We start from the raw sequence: 26,892 nt of genomic DNA, 5'->3' as shown, positions 1-26,892 counted from the left end.
AGCAATTCTTGACATGCACACATCTTAACCATTTAAAAAACGAGGTATTGGATTGCATTAGTCTTTTACGACAAAGAGCAGAAAAACGCATTGAGCGAATAATTGCCAATTTGCGGAGCGGGAAAATGTTATTTTAATCATCAAATTTAAGGAGTGTAAAACATGAAAGCTTATGAATATTATGCAGAGGTTTTGCCTGATGGGCATTTGTCTATTCCAAAAGGTCTTAAGGATAAACTGAAACCTGATTCAAAGGTAAGAATCATGCTTTTGCTTGATGATGAGGAAACAGCGTGGAATAACTTTGCGATGTCACAGTTCCTGAAAGGTTACTCGGAAAAGGATGCCATATATGACAACCTATAACTTTGGCGAAATTATTCTTGTGAGATTTCCCCATACTGACTTGCAGGACATTTCTAAAAGGCCTGCCCTTATTTTATACGATTCGGGGGATCAAGATATTCTCATAGCAAGAATAACAACACAGGAATATACCACTGGGACTGATTATAAAATCGTTGAATGGAAAAGTTGCGGTCTTCTTGTGGAATCCTTTATAAGAATTAGTAAGCAGGCAACAATCGAAAAAAAATACGTGATCAAACCATTGGGAACATTGGCAGAAGCAGAACTAAATGCCGTAAAATCTATCATTAAAAATATGTTCAAATTTTGAGCAATTATACCAAGCTTGACAAAGAGACGGAGGTTATGGAAGATATGCGTTTTTACTACAGAAGGCAGAAAAGCGCATTGAGCGAAATATTACCACGGTGTGTGAAGTGGAGATTAAAACAATGATTATATTGATAAAGCTATTTGTTACAGATAAGAACGAAAATCATTGATAAATAACATCTTAGCTGTGTCATTTAATTAGCCGAAGGGGAATTAGGGGACACTTCCCATAAGCGCTAACTTGTTTTATTGACAAATTTTATTCATCATGGTATTTTTATATTAATTATCCCGCTAATCACTCTATAGGAGGATAAAGCCATGATGAGAGAAGATTGGGATCTTCTAAGAACTTTCTTCCCAAACGATTGGAAAAGTTTAGCCGTTGATACAAATGCTTTAAAAGGCTTGCGCAAGGATAAATCTGAAGAAAAGCTTCTTCGAACATTATTAATTCATTTAGGATGTGGCTATTCATTGCGTGAAACAGTAGTTCGAGCCAAGCGTGCTAACTTAGCAGATTTATCCGATGTTGCCTTATTAAAGCGATTAAAAAAGAGCAAAGAATGGCTATATAAATTATGTTTATCTTTATTCCGTGAGCGTGGCCTCCAAATTAATAAACGGAATAATTTTCATCTTCGCTTATTTGATGCAACAACAGTAAAGGAACCTGGGAAAACAGGAAGTCTTTGGCGCATTCATTATAGTATTGAGGTTCCTTCATTATCTTGCGATTTCTTTAAACTTACGGGAACTGAAGGAGAAGGCACAGGAGAATCTTTTCGGCAGTTTCCGATGAAAAAAGATGATTATATTATAGCTGACAGAGGTTACTGTACTGGCCAAGGAATTCATCATGCAACAAGGAAAGGCGCTTATCTTAGCGTTAGAGTTAATTCGCAATCTCTACGGATATTCGGCGAAGAAAAGAAACCCTTTCCTTTATTGAAAGAAATCCAATATTTAAAAAGACCCCTTGCTATAAAATCATGGAACGTTTTTATTCCAAACGTTGATAATACTGAATATGTCAAAGGTCGTCTTTGTATAATACGCAAAACAGAAGAAGCCATTAAAATAGCTCATAAAAAACTTAAAAGACATGCAAGCAAAAAGGGCATTGAACTAAAACCGGAGACCCTTATTTATGCCAAGTACGTAATAGTATTCACAACGTTTCCTGAAAATCAATTTACCGCTTTTGATATCTTAGAATGGTATCGAGTTCGATGGCAAATTGAACTGGTCTTTAAAAGATTTAAACAAATAGCACAATTTGGACACTTACCTAAATACGATGATGATAGCTCAAAAGCTTGGCTTTATGGCAAACTATTCGTTGCTCTTTTGACAGAAAAACTAATAGATTTTGCTACGTCTTTTTCCCCCTGGGGATACTTCATTGTCAAGCAAGAAGACTAAAAGCAAATGGCGTGAATTTGCTTTTATGCCTAATCAAGTAAAACGGGCTATAGAACCAGCGTTATCATTACAGGAAGTTCTTAAGTGCTGGAATGACATTGCTTGTTCTTTAGCAGAAAATACAAGAATCCGAAAAACACAGATATCAAAATACTTCGAGCATACCTAAAACAAGTTAGCGCTTATGGGGACACTTCCCATATTTCTTGCTTAATCTGGTGGATAAATATTGGAAGTGTCCCTATATTTTCCCCTGCTTTCTTCGGATTAGGAGAAGAAAATCAATGCACACAATCTTGTACATAAATGGTAGGAGGATTTACTTTTTTGCAAACGAAAGCAATGAATCTATCATGTGCATTGCCAGAAATCAGGGAGGACTTGGGGTCGCATCCTAAATATTAAGCCAAGTTGGATTGAGGTACGACTCGAAGAGAAAGCAAAGCGAAACCCAACATTCTTTGAATACCACGAACGGTTGATGTAAAGGGATGCATTTCTGGTTTTTTGTAATTTCTGCCATGTTTTAATGAAATGTTGCCGTTGTGTTAACCCCTGACAGGGATTGTTCATGTTCATTTGACCGATGATACTATACGTCTTGCTGAGGTGCATTGGTTTGAAGCGCATGGCATTAGAAAAAAGAAAATGTATCAGGTTAAATTGGGACAGCGATTGTTTTTTATGAGTTATAAACGGTCAAAGATTATAAAAGTTTTAAGGGAATATGGTTTTACATTTTTGCGGGAAGGCGGCAATCATACTATTTTTACAAATGGGGAAATAAATATCCCTGTAGGCAGACACAAAGAAATTGACCGCGATACGGCAAGGGCTATCGCCAAAGAAATACAAATTGAATGGGAAGAATTTAAAAGACATATTAACTAAAAAAGAGGTATACCAATGCAAACATTTACCGTTACCATAGCCAAGGGGGAAAAGTTTTACATTGCACAGTGCAAGGAACACTCAAATTGTTTTACTCAGGGAAAAACAATAGAGGAGGCCATTCATAATATAAAAGAGGTTATTGAGCTTATACTGGAAATCAAAAAGCCTAAAATAAAGGTGGTATTAAAAGAAGCTCTTGTAAATGCCTTGTAAAAAAGGCAAACAGAGTCAGAGATTGGAATTTGAAGGCACATTTTATCATATCACATCAAGAGGCAATCTGCATAAAATAGGTGATTTAGGGTCAAATGCATCGCACAGGCAGGTAAAATGGTAGACTTGGGGTCGTATCTTAAATATTAAGCCAGGTTGGATGAGGCACGACTCGAAGAGAAAGCAAAGCGAAACCCAACATTCTTTGAACGCCACGAACGGTTGATATCATCAACGGATGCATTCCTGATTTTTTTGTAATTTCTGCCATGTTTTAATGAAACGTTGCCGTAGCAGAAATGACGGAAAAGGGAAAAAGACGTAAAAACTCTAATGGAGACTTGGGGTCGCATCTTAATATGGCTCTTCAGGCAAGTGAGTGGGTAAAAATGAGTCATGAATTGACTGCAACATAGCATAAAATAAGGGGAAAAAGAAGTTTTTTATGAGCAAAAAAAACTGTATGATACTTGCATGGAAAAAAAGAGACGACTGCTGGACGAATACAGGTTCCCCGGGTTTAGTCCGATAGCAGAAATTAAGGGGATATTTGGAGACTCGAAGGCACGTGTTATTTAGACTTAAGCGGACACAAAAAAAACGGTATGTGGGTGTTGTGGAAAGATTCATTGGAGTCATTACGACAAGAAGGTGCGTCTGGTACGGGATTTATCCTGTGGAGATGCACGGATTTACCTGGAAGTGGAGGTGCGGCGAGTATTATGTCGGAAGTGCAAAAAGGTGAAGCGGGAAAAACTGGAATGGCTTGCGGACAATCCCTTTTACACTAAGCGATTTGCCTATTCTGTAGGACGGAAGTGCCGTACTATGACCGTAAAGGATGTGGCGAAGGAGTTCAAGCTGGACTGGGATACGGTGAAGACATTAGACAAAGAATACATGAAGAAACGTATCTATTCAGCGTATTTTCACCCACTGTCGCTACGAGCTAGCAAAATCAGGCAATTCGCCACGGAATAGCATCTGTAATGCCCGGCTCAAATTTACCCCTTGCTTTCGACAGGTCGAGAGATAACTCCGGATGCGGCAGAAAATTTTCGCTCATTCCAAAGAACGAAAACAGCCAGATATCTTCTGCTGAACCTTCGTCATCCTGATATCGTTTTCTGCCAAATTGTTCGTAAATGGGACATTTTTATTGTCCATAAACCTCAGCACATCTCCCTCATACTTCCTCAATCGTTCCAGAAGATTCCGTGCCTTTGTCCTTCTTACCCTCCCCCTTTTTCCTTTCTTCGGTATGATCACTTTCGGTATATAAAGACTTATCAGTTCCTTGTATTCCTTCTTGTAAAAACCCTTGTCTGCACTTATACTTTCTATCTCTTCTTCACCAAACAAATTTAATAGCTTGTCTGCTAACGGCAGAATTAACGCCACATCTGCTTCTTTTTCCACTACTTGGTGATATCCGATAAACCCCCATTGGTCACTTGCTATCACCAGATTGTGGCCTAATTCCACCCTCTTATTCGCCTTCCCTTTACTCAACCATTCTGTGTGTGGTTCAAACAGTGAATATACCTTTTCCCCTACCGGTATTTGCTCTTCCTTGATAATTCTCCTCTCTACCAAATCTCTGTGCTTCTCCAGCATCTGATAAAAATATTCCATCGACTCCAATGCCTCTTTCTGCATTTCTTCCGCACCCGTTGTTAATATTTTTTCGTACACCGCTATTATGCTCGCACCTATCTTCTCACTTAATCTCTTTGCTAATCCAAGATACTCTTTTACTTGCTTCTTAACCGCCTCCTCTTTCTTGTTTCCACCACCACTTGCCGCTTTCGAACTACTCCTCATCAGACTCTTTAGCTCTTTCCTCCAATTCTTTACCTTTCTCCATCCTTTCCCGTTCAATACCCCTCCCTCTATAAATGCCTCTATCCCATCAAGGCACTTCCTACCCGCATCCCACAGCAAATTCATGTCCGTAGGAAAATGTACGTTTGTCTCCACCACATACGTATCCGTCTTTATGCGGAGCTTCTCCTCCCGTCCGTTCTTTGCCAGCCTCTGGCCTGCCTTTACCACCACATCATTAATCTTCCCCAACGTCTCCTCATCGAGCAATCTTACGTTATCCTTGATGCTTTGCAGCGAATACTTCTTACCCCTCCCAAATACGGTATCTACTCCCATTATCTGACGAATCAGACTATGGTGATTCACCATATCTTCCAACCTGTCATAATCCGCATCTAATCCCAATCTCACCACTCCTATTACCATTATCTGCCATAACTCCATACCATTACGCCCTGTCTCTTTCTTCCCACCCTTTACCTTTGCTTCCAATACCCTGAATACTTCCTCTCGTAATTCCTCTGTAACAAATATGTATTGTAATGCCCTCAAAATCGGCGCTAACTCATCCCTGCTCTTTTCGGGAATTTCTACCTCTGATATTGGTGTGCTTCCAAGTCTCCTTTGCGGCTCGAATCTTTTTCTCATGGCGTGGCAGTTCTCCTTTTGATGACTCTGTTTTTCTGATGTTTTGGGCGAATGTTTGTCTCTTTTCACCCCTTGGTACCCTCGCTTCCCTTATTCTACGCCCTAAGTTTAACATCTACTCACTATACTTTCAACCCTTCATGCAGATACGGCAACGTCAAAGTCACCCTACGAAAGACACGGATCAAGAATTTGTGCCAAAAGCTCCCGTCAATAAGTGGAGAAGAAAGTAAAAAACGATAGGGTTCTCATGTAAATCGGCAAAAATGAGCAAAACAAGCAAAATGGAGTGGGAGTATCCCTGTAGTAATGAAAAAGAGAGAGTAAAAAATAAAGGCTTTTTTTTGTTCTCTACATTACAAGCGAAGCATTTGAAGTGCAAGAAAAGGTCTTGCCGCAAAATTTCTGAGCGTCTTTGTTCGCAGCCTATAATGCTGCATTACTAAATGGGTGAAAGTCCCATATCGGAAATTGGTTGTTTGACCGATTAGCTATATCTGACATATTGTAAAGGTAACTTGCAATATGAAAGCTCAGAAGTAAAAGTCCTTGCAAGCGAAGGGCAAACAAGTTTACGGGTCGTACCATAAAGGGAATATTGCAACCTCGTTACGCAGACCACCATAGAACGGATGTTCACCCCAAGTCAAAAAACAAAAGTGCCGTAAAAGCCTTATATTTATTGACTTTTACGCCGAACAGCAAGCTTTTTTCTAGTGACTACCCGTATGTTCCGGCTTGGCAATACTTCTGGCAACTTTATCTGTAATGCCTCTAATAATTCATGTGATTGTTGCCGCGGACGCGGGATCTTCTGGCAACTAGCTTTTTGGCCTTTGATTGTTACTTCCATCGAACAAATGGTCGTCAATTGTGCGAGACCTTCCTCTACCGTCAAGTCAAAATTCTTCCACGCTCTGCGCAGCCTTCGAATTATCATGTACGCAAGCATTACCACAAACACATGTCCCCGTGTACTATCCTCCTTTCTTACATACACCGGACGAACCTCCAAATTCACCGTCTTACAGTCCCGAAACGCCTTCTCCACTTCCGTTAAATCCTTGTATCGTTCATGTACCAGATTGGTATCCGCCTCGTTCTCCTCAAGATCAGTCTTGATTGCGTAACAACCATCAAGGTATGATGCCTCCTTTAATGCTTCCTCATCTCTCTCTATCTTTAGCGTCCTATCCTCTTCTTTTATCTGCACCCACCCATCAAGTTTCAATCTCGTTAGCCTTTCCCTTGTTGTTTCCAGTGCCTTCGATACTGACGACTTAGGATGTTCCTTCAGATAACTGTTCTTCTTCGCGATGTATTTCTCTATACTCTGTAATTTTGATACACGGGTCTTTGACATCTCTTCCGCCCTTACCGGATTGCGCCTCAGAATATATCGAACCTCATCATCCTTTATCTCGCAGAGCTTTTCTTCGAACAATCCTAATTGCAGTATCCCTTTATTTATCAACGACTCTATCTGCGGCTTGGTTATCGCCGTTATGTAATGAAACCCTTCCGGTAAACTTTCGATTTGCACCGTCTTGATCATCCCACGATCTCCTACAATCGTTACATCTTTGCATCCAAACCGCTCTAATACCTTCTTTACCTGAGATTCAAAGGTCTTCGGATCCTGGGTGTTGCCCCTAAATACTTCTGTTGATACCGGCTCCCCGGATTCATCACAAAGCATACCGATCACTATCTGTTTTTTCCTCTTTTTGCCGTCACGATTATACCCGTACTCACCAAAATGATTCGACTTCCCCTCTAAATAACTGCTCGTCACGTCATACAAAAACAACTTCGGCTTATTGCCTCCTCGTCTTAACTCAAACAGCTTTCGCTCTATCTTTGCCTGATTCTCTGACAACCATGACAAATTATCGTACAGATTGTTCTCGTCAAACCCACGCTTCATATCCAGGACGTCACCCGCAGCATGTATCTGCGCCAGCCTTACTGCAGACAGTCTTGACCCCTGGCCTATTACCCTTGCCATTACTTGCCAAAGCGCCAGCTTTCCTTCAAAGTCCTTTCCCAATGCCTCTTCTATCCCTAATTCCTTTGCCACTTGGTACACGCTCCACGCTGCTCCCACAGACAAACCCTCATGGAGTTTCACCGATTCTGACAATGCGCCCAATGCACAGAGATCGTCTTTATGTGCGAGTGCAAGTCTTATCGCTTCAATCTCCAGGGGAGTGCAATTCGACAGATTCGCAATGGTGCGTTTCTTGACCTTCCCATCCTCACGGTACGATTCCCGCAGAAGGGTAGATCGATAGATTTTTTTACCGGATTTTGACTTGTTCTCTACAATATGCATGTCCACCATTGTACAGATAACAACCATTATCCGTCAAGTATATTGTCGTATAATAACAATATATTAGTGACTACATATTTATTAAAAATACAGCCTTAACCAACTATTTATTAAGCACTTATGCGTTTTGGCAGGGGTGAACATCCGATAGAACTTGCGAAGTGGCGGCGAAACAGATACTGAACCACTGCAAAGATGGTGAAAGTTAGTATTACTGATGAAGCAACAACCAAAAGCAATCGGTAAATCTGTCGGGGTATGGATGGCGACACGTAAACAAAGTAGTGCAGAGTAAATTAGGGAAAATCTTGCTATCAGCCAATACAAGTCCGTACGGCAAAGACCTGTTAGACGAAGTATAATAAGGTAATGGGAGATAGCGAGAAGCTCAGATGAGACCGTAGTAGCGTTTGACTTTGAGGGACAACATAACCCACAAAAGAGCAAAGGGTCTCTGGACAGGATTTGCTACCAAATAATAGTGAAATCAAATGCCGAAATTAGTAGGCTACAGTAACTAAAAGGCGGTAGCTATACTCTCCTATAAGATGGAGAAATGCAGGTGAATGTGGGACTTGCACTTAATCCTAAATATCTTTATCGAAGGTTGAGAGCGGATATTCTGTTTGAAGCCGTACTTGGGAAAACCCACCGTACGGAATTTTAGAGAGGGAACAGGAAACATACTAAAAAGAGATTGAGTAAAATACCTCCGCTTCAGTATGAAAGAGGTTTCAAACGTTTAACAATGCGCCTGTTTTCTACTCGGTAATATTTGGTACATTGAGAAAATGAAAAAGCCCAACCACAAGGTTCTTCAAAGAAGCCATTGCCCTTGGGGCATTTTGTGTGCGTATTTGAGAATGGTCTTCACGGAAAGCGGTATCACGCACATAATGAAGTCCATTTTCTATTGACCAGTGTCCGCGGGAAAACTTAAGAATGGTTTTGGGACTTGCTTTTTGTTGTGTCAGGCTGGTAATACCGTAAACAATTTCCTCGGTCTTTTTGCCGGTCTTGACTTTTGTAAATATTCTATGAATGCAAAATACCTGCTTAACCCAACTTCGACAAGCAGAAATCGTATCTCTTTTATTGCCAATGTGATACGACTTTAGTCCTTCATTTTTCGGCACTACATCTTTGAGTTTTCATGGGTGATTTTATATTTTTTCTGCCTAATGGTGTATGTTTAATTTGTAGTTTATTGTAAATCGTGTGCTGCTTTTCCGTGGGCGCTGTGCAGGTTCTGACGTCAATAACGCAGCCGTCCTTTGTGTTCATGGTCGTTGTTACCCTTATATGGGTGGCAAGGATATTACGAATCGTATTCCAATTATAATGAACCCCTGCGGTTCTTAGCTTTTTTAATATCCCGGCAAGTATGTGATAGGCCAATACAGTGACATGCACGTGGGCAATGGTTGGGGTATCTGTGTGGTGAAAGTTTGGCCGTAAACCAAGGTTGCCTTTCATTGTTTTAAAACTTTCCTCAACAGTACTCAACGACCTATGGAGCTTTGATATCTCTTCCCCGCTAAGATCAAGTCGGTTTGTCCGTAATACATACGTGCCTATGGCTTCTTCCTTTGCTTGCGCCTGAGCATTTTTCTTAAATTTGATATCGGTCGCTTTGCCATCCGTCTGTTCCACTTTGATCGTATATAAATTGCCCACCTTGTAGCGTTCTTTTAACCGGCCTATCCTCTCTATGATCGTATCATATTTTTTCTGTCTTTTTGGCTTCTCTAATCCTTCTTTTATTGCCGAGAGCGCCTCTTCAAACCTTTGTTCTTTCAGGGAAAGGATGGACTTCTCTTTTGCCTCTTTTGCCTCTTTTGCCTCGCTGTGGCATAAAAGGAATGCCTCTTCTTCAGTACGGACTAATTTCATGCCCAACGTTGTTTTCCCGTCTGATAACATAATCTTCTCTTCGTCCGTTTCAGGCCAAAAAGTATCTTCAAAAGATTTCTTGCGCGAGACGACCACATATTTATAGCCACTCTTCCTGATAAGCGCAATGTTCTCTTCCGTTGCAACCCCTGCGTCCATAACTATCGTTCTATCATTTGAAAACATACCGTCTTCTTTTTTTAATCCCTCCAAAATATCTTTTAGGGTACCAGGCTCCGACACATTGCCCTCAAAAACCTTGCTCTGCTTGGGAAATCCCTCTTCATCAACGGTAAGGGATAGCGTAATTAACGGACAATCATTACGGCTCTCTTTTGATTTGTAGCGCCGGGCCACCTTACTCCCTCTTTTGCTACCCTCAAAATAGGTATTTGTTAAATCATATAAAATCACCGTCTCTTTAAGGGAAAATATCTCTCGCGCCCGCTTTGACAACTCTTGCTCTATGGCGGCATGATTCTCCCAAAGCAAGACTGCCGCGCGATGCAGCGCTTTATCATACAGTTTAACCCCTGAGTCCAACAGCTCTCCCGCCCCGCTTGTTTCAGAAAGCCATCGCACGGTATCACGCTCGCTGCCGGGATGAACCATTCTCCCCACAATGAGCATCTTGGAATAGGCAATCTGGTCATCTGTAAAATCAAGCCCTTGCAATATCTTATCAAACCCGTATTCATTCATTTGGCTTATGGCCACGTGTTCGGCGCCTACGGTCTTTGCATCATTTGTTATCAGGGAATTAATATTCACGTGCTCGTATTGAGCAGGTTCTTCCCCTGCTGATTCACCGCCGGTAATACGTTCTTGCGCCCTGTCCAACCGCTCCTGTCTTATCTGGCTGGCATAATGCCTTGCTTTCGCCTCTATTTCAGGATCTTGAGGAAACAACGTTTTTTGATTTGCTAAAAATCCTTCAATGCAATTGGCAAGGGTCTTCCACTTCTCCTCGGGCAGACTAAGCTGCCCAAGGTTTAAGACTATTTGCTGTCTTGGCCCTGAAGGGGTGCGAATGGATTCGATGAGTTGGTGTTGTATGTAGCTCTTCCCGCCATTCACTTTTTTGATCTTTTCACGGATAAACACACCGGTATTTTACCATGTAAGCAATGGCGCCGCAAGCATAAACAATAATATTCAGGCACTACATTAAACGCCGAAAGCAACATTCAACCATACCAATAGGTTACGACTATTATACGCTCAATTTCTTGCCTTTTTCAGGGTAAATTTGTCGAAGTTGGGTTAAGAGTACCGTATTTTACAGTAGGCACTAATCCCATTCTCACGAGTAAAAATACCTTGTGAGTGAAAATAAAATAGTTAAAAAGTGTAGTAAAAGCAACTATGCGACCAATCGAGCCCCTTCTGCCCTGGAAAAATCGATTCGTTCAAGAATAAATTTTGTAAGGATTGACTTTTGAGATGAATCCACGAGAAATTCAGGAAGGCAATTTCTCATTGCAATGGCCGTCACTTGTTCTGAAGGACAAATTCCCGGTCTCATAGTCCGCAACCATGACCCGAAGGAATTCCAAACAAGCGATGGAAATGCTGAAGAAATATATTGCAAAAGCCCCTGTGCAATAACGCCGGCCTGTATATGTCTGTGATAGGCTGCAAGTTTTCTGCGAACTGCATTTCTGTATTCAGAGCTTCTTTTGTGAACATGTTGATTGCCGGAACGCCTTTTAATTGGCTGCATATTTCTCATCCAAAAATGGTAGGCATATGTGCCCAAGGTTCTAAGCGCCTGTTTGAAAGACACTTCGATTTTGAAACGCAATCCATACAGGCAGATAATTTCCATTGCATTAATAGTTAAATCCGTACTCATTAAAATAATTTTCCCTCTTTGAGGGTGATCCACCAATACAAATCGAATAAGAATACCCACGGGTTTCCAAAGCAGATCAAGGGTTCTATAATTTTATGCCTCATCCGCAGAATCTGTGGGTAAGTATTGGTTCCGGCAAATTACCAAGAGTATGATACAAGGCTGTTTGCAGGCATTCCAGAGATTTATAACCATAAGCCTTTCTCATAGTCAGTTTCGCCTTAAGGTTAAACCCCTCAACCGTACCGGAAGAAAGTCTGCCATCAGCCTTGAACCAGTTGAGAATGAGCTGCTTGTGATTGCGCAACATCTTTGCCACTTTTTTCATAGGTTCCAGGTTGGTTTTTAGGGTTCTCGTAATCCAGTTCTCGAGAAACCTGTCTGCATACGCCGGATACTTATACTCCCAAAAACGCTGAAAATCTTCACGCATTAAATATGCCTTTATTGAACTCAGGTTGATCTTAACTATCTGGCTTAACCGTACCGTTTGCTTTTCTGTCAAGTTCTCAGGCCTTTTCAACAGTAACCAACGGCTCTTTTCCAAAACATTGTCTGTGCCTTCATCCTTGAGCTTTTTGACCTCTTCCCTCCGTATCTGGTCTATGGCTTCATTGAATTTCTTCATGATGTGGAAACGGTCAAGAATATTAAGCGCCTGGGAAGCCTTCTTCGCTATCACCTTCAGGTACGGCGACCACATATCGCTGCAAACGAATTTGATTCTCAGACAACGTTCTATACCTAACTCCATGAAAAACTTCCGCAGGGTCTTTGCCTTCCGCTCAGGGCCACTCCATAAAAGCCTTTTGGCATGCGAATCAAGCTGATATACAAGGGTTAAATACTTGTGGCCACTCCAGACTTGTATCTCGTCTATTCCTATTTCCGTTATATTCTCCAAGTCCCTGTGGGCAAGGCCGTAGGCAACTACAAACTGCACTGCCCTATACACACTGTCCCAACTGGACTTGAATATCTCGGCTGTCTCTTTCCAACTCAGGCGTTTAGCCCATCGAGACAGGAATACCTTGTATGTGGTGGTCATCTGCTCCTTACCTTCTGACCAGGGAATTCGCTCTACATGGATTCCGTCCACTGGACAGGCGGCGCGTCGCGGGGAATATCGGAAAAATACTTGAAACCCCCATAATGGCGGATACTCGTATAACCGGGACGGCTGTGTATCATACCCAGACACTCTCTTCCCACATACTGAACATTCAGGCTTGGCATTTACCCTCGGCTTTATATCTGCTACTAATGCCTTTCTACCATTTATGACCTCGAAACTGACTGCTTTGTAAACAAATGACTTGAAATTCTCTACCGTATTTAATAATGTCTTTATCTGCATTGCCTCTCCTTTTGGGTTAAGATGCTTTCTTGATAAAAAACATCTTACTCCCTTTGGGATGGCAATGCACCTTTTCTCTTACTAATCCTTACTTATTACCCACAGATTCTGCGGACGAGCCTAATTTATTTTTATGCCTTGCTCTCCATAAACCGGACTTTCCACCTCCTTCATTGATGCGCGATCATTCAACAATGTTTTTAATTTTACTTTCGTACCATATTTTTTGGGTCGTCCACGTCCTTTCTTTTCAGGAGTCGGTTCCACGGGAAAGTATGCAACGGCATTACTCCTTACCCTGCTAATCAAGTGGCTGCCCCGGGCAACTACGCCATTAATAATAGCATGGGATGCGTAATAGGCGTCTGCAATAAAGTAGAACAATTCTTTCAGCTCCAGAGAATTAATCAATAAAACCATTTTGTCGAGTAAGGTTCTTTGGTCTCTGTTTGAAAAGACAACGCCTTCATGAATTCTGCTCACCAGTGGAATAGCAAAACAACTTTTCCCGGCTTCAGCTAAAAGAGAAACAACCTGACAGGAATGGCCCATAATGTACTCTGCCTTGTTATTCGAGTCAGATTCCTGATGCAATGACTTTACACCAGGCATCTTTTTGCCTTCTTTTGGCACCTTAAGGCCATCCCCACATAAAAGCAATTTCCCGCGAAAACGCTTTACCTGCGGATGTGTTTTTATAATAAGCTTTGTCCATAGTTTGGTTAGTTTCTCAACATTTAGTGCGTTGCTATGAAAAAAATCCAAAAGGCGGTCATAACAATACCCCTTAAGGCCGAGTCCTCGTATAATACTAGACACCCCGAGCAAATCAGGCCGAACGGTAATTCCGGCTAAAACTGTAGCAAACCATAAAAAGTTTCTCAGGCGAGAGCAGGCTGGGCGTAGTTGCCAGACCGTGCTCCACCACAGAATCCAAAGCTTCATAAATCTTCCTCCCCTTCAAATTATTGTTGACATATTGATGTAGCCTGTGTATGCTACATATATGTCAATAAAAAAGCTACAACAAATTGAAGAGAAGATTAAAAAAATCAAAAAGAAACTTCAGTCAATTAATGAAATGAGACCGGGTAGTCTGAGTAAACAGTATAAGGACCCTGCGGGGAAAAAGGGGGCATACTATCAACTCAGTTTTACACATAAAATGAAAAGCAGGACGGAATACGTCAGGCCTTCGTTTGTAGATGAGACAAGGCAACTGGTAAAAACATATAAAGAGTTTAAAAAATTGATTGAATTATGGATAGATCTTTCTATTGAACATTCACGATTGAAGGCCCATTTAGCGAAACGTGATAAACCGAAATAAGTTTAAAATTGTACTGTAAAAAATAAGAATTGTAGATATGATTAAATAGATTCACAACATGGAGAACTCGGTACTCTCAAGTGACTTAAGTCATTATCAATTATTAATATTTTAATTATTCTGTGTGTAGTAATTATGCATTGTAACCAGATAGCAGAATTTTAGTGAATTCTTGTTTAAAGGGCTTCACTTTAAAAGAAACCTGACCAATACTGATCGTATAAATTATAAGATTTATCAGGAGGTGTTATGTTCACTCATTTTAACCAAATAGAAAAATCAGTTCATTATCCGCAAGACAGGAAATTATTTATTGGACTGAATCCTTATGCCTTTCTGATTATTGGCATTGTATTCTTAGGAATAATGGGAGCAGCGTGGATACAATTTTTAGTATATGGATTACCAAAGGATCCGTCATTAGCACTGCTTTCTATAACTGAAGTTAAAGTGAAAGGTTTTCCCTTGTGGCTGATTCTTTGCCATTGGGTAAACTTTTTCTTTTTGATGATACTGATAAAAAGTGGACTTTCAATATTAATGGACCATCCCCGGCTGTATTGGAATAAAGGCTGCACACCTGGTTCTGAGTGGTTGAAATTTACTCCTTTAATTGTGCCAAAAGACAAATTATGGACCGCAAAAGATGATGCCCGTTATATAAGTCCGATTATCGGCTTACCAGGGTATCGCCACACAGTAGGTATTGCCCGCGGCTGGCATTTTATCCATGTACTTTTTTTTGTATTGAATGGAATAATATTTATTACGCTATTATTTGCTGGCGATCAATGGCAAAGAATAACACCTTCTTCCTGGCAAATTATTCCAGATGCGTGGGCAGTTTTTGTGCATTATGCTACATTCAATCTGCCAATAGAACCTGACGGTTTTTATCATTACAATGCATTACAGCAGATTTCATATTTTGGTGTAATATTTATTTTAGGACCTCTTGCTATGCTTAGTGGTGTGTGCATGTCACCTGCTATTGATAATAGATTTTACTGGCTGCCAAAATTATTTGGCAACAGGCAAGGAGCAAGGTCTGCACACTTTTTAGTGATGCTGGCATATGTGGCTTTTATTATAGTACACGTTACTATGGTGGTGATTACAGGCTTCGTTAGAAACATGAACCATATAACGCTTGGAACAGATAATCCCGCAGATTATACAGGGCTTTATATAGGTTCAGCAATAATTCTTTTTACAATTGCTTTTTTTGTTTATGCTCATTGGGTGTCCTGGAAACGGCCGCGATGGGTTCAAAGAACAGATGCATTTATTAATGGCAATTTGTGGCAGTTCACAATCAATAAATTGAAACCCAGAGCATATTTAAAAAAGAAAGATATATCTCCATTCTTTTGGCCCAATGGCAATCTTCCAATTTCCGAAAAGTGGAAAAAGTTGGCAGAGAATAAATTCAAAGACTACAAACTCAAAGTAGGCGGATTAGTAGAAAACCCCGTTGAATTGTCGCTTGATGATATAAAGAACCTGGGCAAAGAACAGAATATTACTATGCACCACTGCGTACAGGGATGGACGGGCGTAGCGGAATGGGGAGGCTTACCTATAAAGGTACTGGTGGACCTGGTTAAACCACATCCCTCTGTAACCACGGTTGTGTTTTATTCTTTTGGAGAAGGGTTGTATGGCGGCATGTACTACGATACAATCACTCTGGATAATTGTCTGAAACCCGCATCGATACTGGCGTGGGAAATGAATTATGAGTTGCTCTCTGAAGTACATGGGGCTCCTTTAAGGCTACGTGTAGAAAATCAGTTAGGTTATAAAATGGTAAAATGGATTGAACGAATTGAATTTGTAGAAACGTATAAAACAATTGGTAAAGGCTACGGCGGCAAAAATGAAGATGACGAATACTTCGATTTAATAGCTAATGTATAGCATCAAAAAAGATTTTTATAAATAATAATTCCCTTTATGAATATTAAAATTATAAAAACAGTCATCATGTTGCATTTGCAACACCCAGAAACGATGAAAATGGTTTTATAGCCATATCGTGTTGTAATATCTGTACTTAAACTATTTTTTGTAGTCTTATTTTCGAGCCAGGATAGTGAGTATATTCTTTCGTAAATTGATGCGAGAAAATTTTTATTTTGTTTCATTATAAACTTTACCATATAAGGGCTATAAAAAATATTATCATTAGAATTTCTTAATCTGTTTTTGGGAGTAAATAATTGTCTAATTTTATTGAACCAATCACTCTCTGGCCTTTACTATTATATACTGTAGCAGTAGTTTCTTTAGTAATTGGAATACTGATTATATCTTATTTTCTTGGTGAGCGTCACAAAGAGCCTTCTACCGACGTTCCTTTCGAATCAGGTATTACGCCCACCGGCAGCGCCCGTATCAGGTTTTCTGCACATTTCTATATCGCCGCAATGTTTTTCGTAATTTTTGATCTTGAAGCCATTTTTATCTTTGCATGGGCAGTTGCTTTTCGCGATGTTGGGTGGAACGGCTACATTGGTGTATTAATATTTATTGGAATTATTATTGCCGTACTTATTTATGTGTGGCGACTCGGCGCACTTGATTTCGGCCCGCAGGGTAAAAAAATATTATCAGCATTTGAAAAATTAAAAGGTTAAGCATTTATGAAATGGTGGTTAACTAAATCATCCGATCAAACTAAAACGGTCAGCGGCACAAGTTCATTTGAGGAAGCTGTTCAGAAAACTGTTGTGCTCTGTAATCTGCAGAATTTGATTGCCTGGGGAAGAAAAAACTCATTATGGCCTTTTAACTTCGGGCTGTCCTGTTGTTATGTTGAAATGGCGACAAGCCTAACAAGCAAATATGATATTGCAAGATTTGGCGCTGAAGTTATTCGGGGAACGCCGAGGGAAGCAGATGTAATGATCACTGCCGGCACCATATTCATTAAAATGGCGCCAATTATTAAAAGACTTTATGAACAGATGATGGAACCGCGATGGATAATTTCTATGGGCTCTTGTTCAAATTCAGGCGGCATGTATGATATTTACAGTGTAGTACAAGGCGTGGATAAATTTATGCCAGTAGATGTTTACGTGCCCGGCTGCCCGCCGCGCCCCGATGCTTTTATGGAAGGTCTTTTGATGCTGCGCGATTCAGTTGGAAAGGAAAAACGTCCTTTAAGCTGGTTTACCGGTCCGCAAGGGATTACCAGGATGGATCCTGTTTCAATGAAAGAATTAAAGCACGAAAACCGAATGAAAATGACAAAAATTAAACCGCCTTCGGAAATTTAATTAAAGAATAATTTATTTTTTTTATAAATGATTTATGACTGATTCCGCTATCGTTGAGAAACTAAAAACCAGGTTTGGTGGATCTGAAATTACCGAACAAAAAACCAGTGACGAATTTCCAACCATCTGGGTTTCGAAAGACAAGTTGATTGATGTGATTAGTTTTCTGAAAACGGAAGTTTCAAAGCCATACCGTATGCTGTACGATCTGACTGCGATAGACGAAAGAACCCGTGCAAAAAGAGTGGAAATACCCAAAGGTGATTTCACGGTTGTCTATCATCTTCTTTCTTTCGAAAGAAATGATGATATAAGAATTAAAGTTCCGCTTAAAGGTGAGTATCCATCACTCCCGACAATTACAAAAGTATGGTCTAATGCAGACTGGTACGAACGGGAAGTGTACGATATGTTCGGAATAAAATTCGATGGTCACCCGCATTTAAAAAGAATCTTAATGCCCTTAACCTGGGAAGGACATCCGCTACGGAAAGAACATCCTGCCCGTGCTACGGAAATGGGACCGTTTCAATTGCCGAAAGAAAAAGAAGAAAGAGAAAATCAGGCGCTTCATTTTAATCCCGAAGAATGGGGGATGAAAAGAGAAAGTGAAGATTCTGATTTCATGTTTTTAAATATAGGACCCCAGCATCCAGGTACGCATGGTGTGTTGAGATTAGTTCTTCAGCTTGACGGCGAAGAGATTTTAAATGTTGTTCCCGATATTGGGTTTCATCATCGCGGTGCAGAGAAGATGGGTGAAAGGCAGTCATGGCATACATACATTCCATACACAGACCGGATTGATTATCTTGCCGGTGTAATGAATAACCTCGCTTATCTTTTAGCAGTAGAAAAACTTGCAGGAATAAAAATCCCGGAGAGAGCGCAGGTAATTAGAATAATGCTTTGCGAATTGTTCCGGCTCTCAAGTCATCTTGTTTGGTATGGAACATTTGCCCAGGATATCGGTCAACTTTCGCCTGTGTTTTATATGTTCAGTGACCGCGAAAAAGTATTTGAAATTATCGAAGCGATCTGCGGCGACAGGATGCACCCGAACTGGTTTCGGATAGGCGGCGTTACTGACGACCTTCCAAACGGCTGGGACAGATTAGTAAAGGATTTCATCAACTATTTTCCGAAAAGATTAAAAGAATATGACACGATGGTTATGCAGAACCGGATATTCAAAGGGAGAACCATCGGTATCGGTATCTATAATACTGAAGAAGCAATTGAATGGGGTGTAACAGGGCCCGGCTTAAGAGCAACCGGATTTGAATGGGACTTCAGGAAGAAGCGACCTTATTCCGGTTACGATCAATTTGAGTTTGATATTCCAACTGCGCAGAATGGAGATTGCTATGACCGCGCAATAGTTAGAATTGAGGAGATGCGGCAGAGCATTAGAATAATAGAGCAATGCGTAAAGAACATGCCGTCCGGGCCATATAAATCAGATCATCCTCTGGCAACGCCGCCGCGTAAAGAAAAGACAATGCATGACATTGAAACTTTAATTACTCACTTTCTTGGAGTAACGTGGGGACCGGTTATTCCTGCCGGTGAAGCATTTTTTGGAATCGAAGCAACCAAAGGAAACAACGGCTACTATCTGATCAGTGATGGAAATACATCATCTTATAGAACGAGAGTTCGCACGCCGTCGTTCCCGCACATGCAGATGGTTCCTTTTATAAGCCGCAGTTACACGGTTCCTGACTTGCTTTCAATTTTAGGAAGCATTGATTTTGTTTTAGCAGATATTGACAGATAAACTTTCGGATAATTTATGTTATCGGTTGAAGAACAAAAAGACCTTGAAGAAGAATTAAAGATCGTACCTTATAAAAAGGCTGCCACTATAGAGGCGTTAAAAATTGTTCAGAAACACCGCGGATGGGTTTCGGATGATGGTGTAAAAGACATCGCAGAATTTTTAGAAATTACTCCGGATGAAGTTGACAGTGTTGCCACTTTTTATAACCTTATTTTCAGGAGAAAAGTAGGTAAACATGTTATTTTAGTTTGCGACAGTGTAAGCTGCTGGATACTCGGCTACAATCAAATTTTAGATTACCTGAATAAAAAACTTGGTATTAAGTTTGGCGAAACAACAAGCGATGGCAAATTTACACTACTTCCAATATCATGCCTCGGCACTTGCGATCATGCACCAGCACTTATGATTGATAATGATCTTTACAGAGATTTAACGACGGATTTACTTGATCCGATTTTAGAAAAATATAGTTGATGCAGATGGAAACTCCTTTAACTCAACATATTAAGGCAAATAAGCCGCCGATGAATTTAAAAGAATATGAACAAGCTGGCGGCTACCAGGCATTACGCAAAGTATTGAAAGAAATGCAGCCTCAAGACGTTCAAAAAATAATTAAGGATTCCAACTTACGAGGACGAGGCGGGGCAGGCTTTCCAACCGGAATGAAATGGAGTTTCGTCCCGTTAGGAGACGATGCGCCAAAAGATAAGTATCTTATTTGCAATGCCGATGAAATGGAACCAGGAGCATTTAAAGATCGCTTGCTTCTTGAAGGAAACCCTCATCAATTGATTGAAGGTATGATCATTGCCGCATACGCAATCCAGGCGAACAAAAGTTATGTTGTTCTACGATGGGCTTACAAGGAAGCAGCGGAATTAATATTTAAAGCTCTTGCAGAAGCTGAACAAGCTGGTTATATAGGGCAAAATATTTTGGGTTCTGGTTATGCTTTAGAATTATATCTTCATACAAGTATCGGCAGGTATATCCGCGGCGAGGAAACTGCACATTTGGAAGCACTGGAAGGCAAGCGCGCAATACCGCGTTCAAAGCCTCCGTATTCGGCAGTAAGCGGGTTGTTCGGTAAACCTACAATCGTAAATAATGTAGAAACTCTTTGTTGCGTTTCACACATTGTTAATAATGGTTCGGAATGGTTCAAAAACTTAAGCCTTAACGGTGTCGGCGGAACGAAGATTTATGGAGTCAGCGGGCGAGTAAAAAATCCTGGTACATGGGAACTTCCGCTGGGCACTTCAATGCGCGAGATAATTTTTGAACATGCCGGAGGAATGAAAGAAGGATTTAGATTAAAGGGAATCCTTCCTGGTGGTGCATCAACGGATTTTCTTACTGAGGAGCATCTTGATGTTAATATGGATTACTCTTCAGTTGAAAAAGCCGGCAGCAGACTTGGAACAGGAACATTAATAATTCTTGATGATAAAACTTGTCCTGTTGGAATGGTTCACAATCTTGAACATTTCTTTGCTCAGGAATCCTGCGGCTGGTGTACGCCTTGCCGCGAGGGTCTTCCCTGGGTTGAAAAAATTCTTCTTTCTATTGAAGAAGGCAAAGGTAAATTAGAAGACCTTGATATACTTTCTTTTCATGCTGTGAATCTGGGTCCCGGAAGAACTTTCTGTGCGCTGGCACCTGGTGCTGTAGAGCCGCTTCAAAGTTCTATAAAATATTTTCGTGAAGATTACGTGAGACACATAAATGAAAAAAAATGCCCGTGGAGGTAAAAATTGGTAAAAATTATTATTGATAATAAAGAATACGAGGTTGATCCTAAGAAGAGTCTTCTTGAGTCCTGTCTGTCGCTTGGATTGGATCTCCCATATTTTTGCTGGCATCCTGCTATGGGCTCTGTTGGAGCTTGTCGCCAGTGTGGCGTAAAAACCTACCGCGATGAAAGTGATACCAAGGGCAAGATCGTAATGGCTTGCATGGAACCCGTGAAAGAAGGAATGCGTGTAGGTGTATTTGAAGAAGAAGCAAAAGCATTTCGCGCTGGTGTTAACGAATGGATGATGACAAACCATCCTCACGACTGTCCGGTCTGCGACGAAGGCGGCGAATGTCATCTGCAAGATATGACGGTAATTACCGGACATAATTACAGACGATTTGTTTTCAAAAAACGAACTTACCGGAATCAACACCTTGGCCCATTCATTAACCACGAGATGAACCGCTGTATTCAATGCTACCGCTGCGTTCGGTTTTACAGAGATTATGCGGGTGGAAGAGACTTTGATAATATGGCTTCACATAACCATGTTTACTTCGGCAGGCATGAAGATGGAGTTTTAGAAAATGAGTTTAGCGGCAACCTGGTTGAAGTCTGCCCTACCGGAGTATTTACCGACAAGTCTTTAAAAAAACATTTTACAAGAAAATGGGATTATTCTACAGCGCCTTCAATCTGCACTAACTGCAGTCTGGGCTGCAACACGATTACTGGAGAAAGATACGGTATGATTCGCAGAATAAGATCCCGATATAATGGACAAGTAAACGGCTATTTTATTTGTGACCGGGGAAGATACGGCTACGAATTTGTAAACGACACTAAAAGGATAAAAGATCCTTCGTTAAGAAAGGAAAACGGAAATTTAGAAAAAGTTGATAAAGCGGATATGCAATCGCACGTTGCAAAACTTTTTTCCGGCAAAGATAAAGTGATCGGCATCGGCTCACCGCGGGCATCACTCGAATCGAATTTCGCATTAAAAAAATTTGTGGGATATAATAATTTCTTTCAGGGGATTTCCGGAAAAGAATTAAAATTAACAAACACTATTCTTGATATTTTACAGAATGGTGCGGCTAGAACTCCATCACTTAAGGAAGTTGAGAAAGCTGATGCCGTTCTTATTCTTGGGGAAGACCTCACCAATACTGCACCAATGCTTGCTCTGGCAGTGCGGCAATCAATAAGGCAAAAGTCATTCGAAAAAATTAAAGGCACAAATATTCCAGAATGGCAGGATGCAGTCGTTAGGAGCGTTTCACAAAATGAAAAGGGTCCGTTATTCATCGCTTCATTATACGAAACAAAACTTGATGACGTTGCTACAAAAACTATCCGCTGTTTTCCTGATGAAATTGCAATGCTTGGATTTGAAGTTGCTTCGCTTCTGGATAACATGGCTCCCAAAATAAATAATCCTTCAAAACAAATTCATTCACTTGTTACAGAAATTTCTCTTGCTTTAAAAGAAGCAAAGAGACCGCTGATTATTTCCGGCATTAGCTGTTTTAATGAAAACATACTTCATGCTGCGGCTAATGTTGCTTGGGCTTTGTGCAATTCCGGAAAAGCCGCAGAACTTTCTTTTGTAGTTCCGGAAGCGAATAGCTTAGGCACTGCAATGCTTGGCGGAAAGAGTCTTAATGATGCATTTGACGCTGTTGAAAAAGGTAATGCGGAAACAGTAATAATTTTGGAAAATGATCTTTACCGGAGAGCAGATAAAAACTCGGTGGATGCTTTTTTTAATAAGTGTAAAAATATTGTTGTTCTTGATAGTTTGGAGAATAGTACAACCTCAAAAGCAGGGACAATAATTCCGGTAGGAACTTTTGCGGAGTCTGATGGAACGTTTGTGAATAATGAAGGAAGAGCGCAGCGATATTATCAAGCTTATCATTCTTCAAATCCAAATTTGCTTGAAGGCTGGCGATGGTTAGATGGAATTGAATTGGCAAAGTCCAGCAGCAAATCCGAATTGAAAAACTTTAACGACTTTCTCATTGAACTTGTTGAATCGTTTCCAAAGTTCGAAGGGATTCAAAAGATTACTCCACCACCTGATTTTAGAATTGCAGGACAAAAAATTCCACGCGAAACTCAACGCTACAGCGGCAGAACGGCTATGCATGCAAATATAAATGTGAGTGAGCCCAAGCCGCCTGAAGATCCCGATTCACCATTGTCCTATACAATGGAAGGATACAAAGGTGAGCCGCCTTCTTCCTTGATACCATTTTACTGGTCGCCCGGATGGAACTCGGTTCAGGCAATAAATAAATATCAGATAGAAGTCGGTGGTGAATTGCACGGCGGCGAGCCGGGGAAAAGATTAATCGAGCCAAAACAAAATACTAACGCCGAATTTTTCAACGCTATAGCCGAACCATTTAAGATTAAGGACGGTGAATTCTTTGTCGTTCCGGTTTATCATATTTTCGGCTCGGAAGAATTAAGCAGTATCTCACCATCTATTGCAGAACTTGCGCCAAGACCTTATGTAGCGATAAACCTTGATAATGCTGAAAAATTAAAAATCAAAAAAGATGATGAAATCAATTTATATATAAATAATTATCGGCTTCGCTTGCCGGTAAAAATAAAGCTTGGATTGCCAAAAGGTATGTTAGGAATTCCGGTTAGTCTTTACGGCATGCAATATTTTGATCTGCCGGTTTGGTGTAAAATTTCAGGTGGTAATAATTAAATACAGAATTAAGAGAACGAAAAAAAAGATTTAGATTGAATTTACTGAACTATATACATTTGGAGTATTAGGTTTATCCGGTACAAATATTGCAAAATCATGGTAGGTCAACAAATAGTAAAGAGTAGTAATTATGCAAAAGGAGATAACTGTAATAATCGGTTCCCTACGAAAAGAATCCCGGAGTAAGAAGGTGGCAAAAGAATTCGTGCGTCTGACGTCTTTCCTGTGTTAAAGGAATCATTGGAGTAAAACTGGCAATGAAGCCGGACGAGTATAAAACCAAACTCACAAGCTTCAAAAGGGGCTTCAGATTTCTCGGATATAATTTCAATGGCACATACAAGGGAATAAGCACGAAGTCACTGAACAAACTCAAGAGCCTGTCCTGAGCCTGCCGAAGGAACAACATCAGGGAAGTCACCAAACGCACACAAGGCGTTAACCTGTAAGCCGTCATTGATACATTAAATCCTGGTTTATACGAGATCATTGTAAAATGATGAACCAAACTTTAATTTACATATTAATAGTATTCGGTGTGCTGATTGTTGTGATGACAATTGCTACCGGATTGATTTGGCTTGAACGCCGCTTGCTCGCACTCTGGCAGGATCGTTACGGGCCAAACCGGGTTGGACCATTCGGTTTGCTCCAGGTAATTGCCGACATGATAAAAATATTTTTTAAGGAAGATTGGATTCCGCCGTTTGCGGACAAAGCTGTTTTTGTAATTGCACCGGCAATAGTTATTATAACCGTTCTTATGAGTTTTGCAGTTGTTCCTTTCGCACCGGGAATATTCGTTTCTGATCTAAATATCGGACTGCTATTTTTTTTGGCAATGTCTTCATTGGGCGCTTATAGTGTTGTTTTAGGCGGATGGTCATCCAATAATAAATATGCATTGATCGGTTCGTTTCGCGCTGCGGCACAAATGCTCTCTTATGAAGTTTTCATGGGTCTTTCTTTAATGGGAGTTGTAATGCTTGCAGGTTCTTTTAACATGAATGACATTGTAATTGCACAAAAAAATATTTGGTTCGTTGTTCCACAGTTTGTCGGTTTTATAATTTTTATGATTGCCGGGTTAGCTGAAACACACCGATTACCATTCGACATTCCCGAAGCAGAAAACGAACTGATTGCAGGCTTTCACTCTGAATATTCCGGTATGAAATTCGGGATGTTCTTTCTCGGAGAATATTTAGGTATTACATTAATTTCTGCTATTATGGTAACATTGTTTTTTGGCGGATGGCTTGGTCCCTCATTTCTTCCGCCTGTTATCTGGTTTTTTATTAAAACATTTGTTTTCATTTCATTATTTATTTTGCTCAGAGCGTCGCTTCCAAGACCACGGTACGACCAGTTAATGTCTTACGGATGGAAATTACTTTTGCCGCTTTCGCTCTTAAATTTACTTGTCACCGGCGCAATCGTTCTATCAAGATGAAAAAAAGGATTGAATTTTGTATTTATGAGGAATAAATGCTAAGCAACTTAAAAACAATCTGGTTGGCTTTTCTTCACATGTTCAGAAAGCGTGTTACTTACCAGTATCCAGAAGAAAAGGCTCCACTCCCTGCACGATGGAGAGGCAGAATCATTCTTTCGCGCGATCCTGATGGTGGTGAAAGATGCGTCGGTTGTTATTTATGTGCGGCTGTCTGCCCGGTCGACTGCATTTCGCTGCAAGCGACCGAAGATGAATACGGGAGACGTTACCCGGAATTTTTTAGAATAAATTTTTCACGCTGCATTTTTTGCGGCTTTTGCGAAGATGCCTGTCCTACTTACGCAATACAACTTGTACCTGATTTTGAAATGTGCGAATACAACAGGCAGAATCTTGTTTACGAAAAAGAAGACTTATTAATCAGCGGAGAGGGAAAATACCACGGCTACAATTATTACAAGGTCGCAGGCGTTTCAATTAAAGGAAAAGATAAAGGTGAATCGGAAAGTGAATCACCGCCTATCGATGTTAAAGGCTTGCTGCCTTGATGAAATCATTTGGAATTTGAACTTATGATCATAACTTTTTACATAGCTTCAATTGTTGCAGTTGTTTCAACGCTGATGGTTATTACGCGTAAGAATGCAGTACATGCATTGCTTTATCTTATCGTCTCGCTTCTTTCCGTTTCAATTATCTTTTTTATTCTTGGTGCACCGTTCATGGCTGCGCTCGAAGTGATAATATATGCAGGTGCAATTATGGTGCTTTTCATATTTGTGATAATGATGCTGAACCTCGGAAGTGAAGCTGCAAGGATGGAAAATCAATTACTTAATCCTAAGATGTGGATAGTACCTGTAATACTAACTTTAATTCTGATTATCGAATTTATCATTGTCTTAATTAAAATAAACGGACAAGAATATAACTCCGTTATAATCAGTCCAAAGCAGGTCGGGATTTCGTTGTTTGGCACTTACTTACTTGGAGTAGAGCTCGCAGCAATGCTACTGCTTGCCGGCATTGTTGGGGCTTATCATTTGGGAAAAGAGAAAAAGAAAATCTTACATAGATATCTCGCAGAAACTGAACCTGATCTGCGAGTTAAAGGAAAATCTGAATGACAGCTATACCGTTTGAATCAAGCTTAATTCTTGCCTTTGTACTTTTTTTACTTGGATTGATAGGCGTCCTGGTAAGAAGGAATATAATTTTTGTGCTTATGTCGATCGAGATAATGCTTAACGCTACAGGACTTGCATTTATAACTGCCGGTGCGCGTTGGATGCAACCGGAAGGGCAGGTAATGTTTGTTTTTATTCTTACAATGGCAGCCGCAGAAGTATCAGTCGGGCTTGCTCTGATTCTGCGAATACATCGCCGGTTTAAAACGCTTGATACCGATGCATTGAATAATTTAAAAGGATGAT

22 protein-coding genes and 4 pseudogenes are annotated in these 26,892 nt (G+C 40.5%); 19 read left to right on the top strand and 7 right to left on the bottom strand.

Going from position 1 to position 26,892, the window contains the following annotated elements; all coding sequences use genetic code 11:
- Positions 1-162 precede the first annotated feature (162 nt).
- From KSMBR1_RS20120 to KSMBR1_RS20095, 7 genes and pseudogenes are all read left to right on the top strand, one after another.
- The gene (locus KSMBR1_RS20120; RefSeq protein WP_099326653.1) at positions 163-366 is read left to right on the top strand and encodes a hypothetical protein; all 204 of its coding nucleotides are present in this window, start codon (positions 163-165) and stop codon (positions 364-366) included.
- On the top strand, positions 353-679 hold the full coding sequence (locus KSMBR1_RS20115) for a type II toxin-antitoxin system PemK/MazF family toxin (RefSeq protein WP_157820771.1): 327 nt from the start codon (positions 353-355) through the stop codon (positions 677-679). The genes KSMBR1_RS20120 and KSMBR1_RS20115 overlap by 14 nt, the downstream gene beginning before the upstream one ends.
- A gap of 323 nt (positions 680-1,002) precedes the next feature.
- Positions 1,003-2,106, top strand: coding sequence for an IS4-like element ISCku3 family transposase (locus tag KSMBR1_RS20110; protein ID WP_099323887.1), 1,104 nt, complete (start codon positions 1,003-1,005; stop codon positions 2,104-2,106).
- 579 nt (positions 2,107-2,685) lie between these two features.
- Entirely contained in the window at positions 2,686-2,997 is a 312-nt protein-coding gene (locus KSMBR1_RS20105) for a type II toxin-antitoxin system HicA family toxin (protein ID WP_197705286.1), read from the top strand.
- A gap of 15 nt (positions 2,998-3,012) precedes the next feature.
- Complete coding sequence (locus KSMBR1_RS20100) at positions 3,013-3,213, top strand: type II toxin-antitoxin system HicB family antitoxin (protein WP_099326860.1); 201 nt, start codon at positions 3,013-3,015, stop codon at positions 3,211-3,213.
- A 609-nt stretch (positions 3,214-3,822) separates the two neighbouring features.
- A pseudogene (locus tag KSMBR1_RS23840) lies at positions 3,823-3,936 on the top strand (hypothetical protein); the annotation flags it as partial.
- Between the two features lie 18 nt (positions 3,937-3,954).
- Positions 3,955-4,194 carry a helix-turn-helix domain-containing protein gene (locus KSMBR1_RS20095; RefSeq protein WP_157820770.1) on the top strand — a complete coding sequence of 80 codons (240 nt, stop codon included), beginning with the start codon at positions 3,955-3,957 and terminating at the stop codon, positions 4,192-4,194.
- Here the strand turns inward: KSMBR1_RS20095 and KSMBR1_RS20090 are convergent.
- From KSMBR1_RS20090 to KSMBR1_RS20060, 7 genes and pseudogenes are all read right to left on the bottom strand, one after another.
- Positions 4,156-5,688 (bottom strand): annotated as a pseudogene (locus KSMBR1_RS20090) (ISNCY family transposase). The gene KSMBR1_RS20095 and the pseudogene KSMBR1_RS20090 sit on opposite strands and share 39 nt — an antisense overlap.
- A gap of 679 nt (positions 5,689-6,367) precedes the next feature.
- The gene (locus tag KSMBR1_RS20085) at positions 6,368-8,023 is read right to left on the bottom strand and encodes an IS1634 family transposase (RefSeq protein WP_099326979.1); all 1,656 of its coding nucleotides are present in this window, start codon (positions 8,021-8,023) and stop codon (positions 6,368-6,370) included.
- Between the two features lie 761 nt (positions 8,024-8,784).
- Complete coding sequence (locus tag KSMBR1_RS20080) at positions 8,785-9,159, bottom strand: transposase (protein WP_099326858.1); 375 nt, start codon at positions 9,157-9,159, stop codon at positions 8,785-8,787.
- The gene (locus KSMBR1_RS20075) at positions 9,146-11,020 is read right to left on the bottom strand and encodes an IS1634 family transposase (RefSeq protein ID WP_099326857.1); all 1,875 of its coding nucleotides are present in this window, start codon (positions 11,018-11,020) and stop codon (positions 9,146-9,148) included. The genes KSMBR1_RS20080 and KSMBR1_RS20075 overlap by 14 nt, the downstream gene beginning before the upstream one ends.
- A 259-nt stretch (positions 11,021-11,279) precedes the next feature.
- Positions 11,280-11,864, bottom strand: a pseudogene (locus tag KSMBR1_RS20070) (IS4-like element ISCku4 family transposase); the annotation flags it as partial.
- A 7-nt stretch (positions 11,865-11,871) separates the two neighbouring features.
- The gene (locus KSMBR1_RS20065) at positions 11,872-13,128 is read right to left on the bottom strand and encodes an ISL3 family transposase (RefSeq protein WP_099326342.1); all 1,257 of its coding nucleotides are present in this window, start codon (positions 13,126-13,128) and stop codon (positions 11,872-11,874) included.
- Positions 13,129-13,251: 123 nt separating this feature from the next.
- Positions 13,252-14,073, bottom strand: a pseudogene (locus KSMBR1_RS20060) (IS4-like element ISCku4 family transposase); the annotation flags it as partial.
- A 61-nt stretch (positions 14,074-14,134) separates the two neighbouring features.
- Between KSMBR1_RS20060 and KSMBR1_RS20055 the strand changes: the two are divergent.
- From KSMBR1_RS20055 to nuoK, 12 genes are all read left to right on the top strand, one after another.
- Positions 14,135-14,458: a DUF6788 family protein gene (locus KSMBR1_RS20055; RefSeq protein WP_099326856.1), complete on the top strand. Its 324-nt coding sequence runs from the start codon at positions 14,135-14,137 to the stop codon at positions 14,456-14,458.
- A gap of 249 nt (positions 14,459-14,707) precedes the next feature.
- Positions 14,708-16,378, top strand: coding sequence for a molybdopterin-dependent oxidoreductase (locus KSMBR1_RS20050; RefSeq protein ID WP_099326855.1), 1,671 nt, complete (start codon positions 14,708-14,710; stop codon positions 16,376-16,378).
- Positions 16,379-16,680: 302 nt separating this feature from the next.
- Entirely contained in the window at positions 16,681-17,097 is a 417-nt protein-coding gene (locus KSMBR1_RS20040; RefSeq protein ID WP_099326853.1) for an NADH-quinone oxidoreductase subunit A, read from the top strand.
- A gap of 6 nt (positions 17,098-17,103) precedes the next feature.
- Positions 17,104-17,742 (top strand): NADH-quinone oxidoreductase subunit B, encoded by a 639-nt coding sequence (locus tag KSMBR1_RS20035; protein WP_099326852.1) that lies wholly within the window; start codon positions 17,104-17,106, stop codon positions 17,740-17,742.
- A 34-nt stretch (positions 17,743-17,776) separates the two neighbouring features.
- A complete protein-coding gene (gene nuoC, locus KSMBR1_RS20030) occupies positions 17,777-19,522 on the top strand; it encodes an NADH-quinone oxidoreductase subunit C/D (RefSeq protein WP_099326851.1) in 1,746 nt (581 codons plus the stop codon).
- 15 nt (positions 19,523-19,537) lie between these two features.
- On the top strand, positions 19,538-20,002 hold the full coding sequence (gene nuoE / locus KSMBR1_RS20025) for an NADH-quinone oxidoreductase subunit NuoE (RefSeq protein WP_099326850.1): 465 nt from the start codon (positions 19,538-19,540) through the stop codon (positions 20,000-20,002).
- Positions 20,003-20,007: 5 nt separating this feature from the next.
- Positions 20,008-21,282 (top strand): NADH-quinone oxidoreductase subunit NuoF, encoded by a 1,275-nt coding sequence (gene nuoF, locus KSMBR1_RS20020; protein WP_099327141.1) that lies wholly within the window; start codon positions 20,008-20,010, stop codon positions 21,280-21,282.
- A 3-nt stretch (positions 21,283-21,285) separates the two neighbouring features.
- Positions 21,286-24,000 (top strand): NADH-quinone oxidoreductase subunit NuoG, encoded by a 2,715-nt coding sequence (gene nuoG / locus KSMBR1_RS20015; RefSeq protein ID WP_099326849.1) that lies wholly within the window; start codon positions 21,286-21,288, stop codon positions 23,998-24,000.
- Between the two features lie 481 nt (positions 24,001-24,481).
- Positions 24,482-25,456, top strand: a complete 975-nt coding sequence (gene nuoH / locus KSMBR1_RS20010; RefSeq protein ID WP_261341115.1) for an NADH-quinone oxidoreductase subunit NuoH — start codon at positions 24,482-24,484, stop codon at positions 25,454-25,456.
- 35 nt (positions 25,457-25,491) lie between these two features.
- A complete protein-coding gene (gene nuoI, locus KSMBR1_RS20005; RefSeq protein ID WP_099326847.1) occupies positions 25,492-26,007 on the top strand; it encodes an NADH-quinone oxidoreductase subunit NuoI in 516 nt (171 codons plus the stop codon).
- A 24-nt stretch (positions 26,008-26,031) separates the two neighbouring features.
- Positions 26,032-26,586, top strand: coding sequence for an NADH-quinone oxidoreductase subunit J (gene nuoJ / locus KSMBR1_RS20000; protein WP_099327140.1), 555 nt, complete (start codon positions 26,032-26,034; stop codon positions 26,584-26,586).
- Complete coding sequence (nuoK, locus tag KSMBR1_RS19995) at positions 26,583-26,891, top strand: NADH-quinone oxidoreductase subunit NuoK (protein ID WP_099326846.1); 309 nt, start codon at positions 26,583-26,585, stop codon at positions 26,889-26,891. The genes nuoJ and nuoK overlap by 4 nt, the downstream gene beginning before the upstream one ends.
- The last annotated feature ends 1 nt before the right edge of the window (position 26,892 follow it).

The sequence above is a fragment of the Candidatus Kuenenia stuttgartiensis genome (genome assembly GCF_900232105.1).
Classification (GTDB): domain Bacteria; phylum Planctomycetota; class Brocadiia; order Brocadiales; family Brocadiaceae; genus Kuenenia; species Kuenenia stuttgartiensis_A.
Note: the sequence above shows the minus strand (reverse complement) of the source record. Positions and strands in the feature narration are given on the sequence as shown.